Annotated in this window: 1 protein-coding gene; it reads right to left on the reverse strand. The window is 61.3% G+C overall.

The window, feature by feature from the left end:
• Window positions 1–410: 410 nt before the first annotated feature.
• Window positions 411–737 (reverse strand): hypothetical protein, encoded by a 327-nt coding sequence (locus tag BST44_RS29225; RefSeq protein WP_033711234.1) that lies wholly within the window; start codon window positions 735–737, stop codon window positions 411–413.
• Between the last annotated feature and the right edge of the window lie 53 nt (window positions 738–790).

The following is a 790-nucleotide window of genomic DNA, read 5'->3' on the forward strand; positions in this document are numbered from 1 at the left end:
GAGATTATTTCGAGGTCGCTTTGACAAGATAGCGACGACCGAACGCCCGGTGTATCAACGCAGATGAGGATCTGCTATTCGAGACAGGCAAGCTCCACTGCAGACAAAAGCCATCCCGGTGCCGTATCGGCGGACACGGCGGATCCGTCAAGCTCCCGCGGTTCCCCCTGGCCTCAGGGCTTATTCGCGGACGAGGAGTGTCCGGCTGCAGCTGTCCTCTCGCCACGATTCGTTCTCACGACGTGAATCCCGGAATCCGGCAACGCCGTCAGCCCACGTTGCCGACCTCGGCGATCTTGATTCCAGTAAGGAAACTTCTCACATGCTGCGTCGGGGGCGTGATGCATCACGTCAAGTTGCCCGCGAAACCTGATCCATGCATCACGTAAGGAATGCCCGCGAAAACGAGGTCAACTGGCGGTCTTGTTCTGGATGCGGATGCCGGATCTGACCTCGGGTAGGGCGGTGGGGATGGCGGCGAGGTAGAGGTGTTCGGTCTTGTTCTTGGCGAGTCTGAGCAGGGCGGCTTGTAGATCGGCGATCTGGCGTGCGATCGCGGCGGGGTTCAGGGTGTCGCGGTAGGCAAGCAGCTCCGATTCTTGGGCTGGCGAGAGGACCCCGGCTGCCAGCAGCCGGTCCAGTGGGGTCATGGGCTCGTCGTAGAGGCGGCGGCGCTGGCCGTCGCGGCCAGCGCCGTAGCCGATGGGTTTGATGGCTCTTCGTAATTCAGAGTGCATTGACAAGTTGGTGGAGTGCTCCGCTGTGTAGTAGTGAGCGCCAACGGTAGTGG

Origin of the sequence: Mycobacterium scrofulaceum (assembly GCF_002086735.1) — a bacterium.
Taxonomy (GTDB): domain Bacteria; phylum Actinomycetota; class Actinomycetes; order Mycobacteriales; family Mycobacteriaceae; genus Mycobacterium; species Mycobacterium scrofulaceum.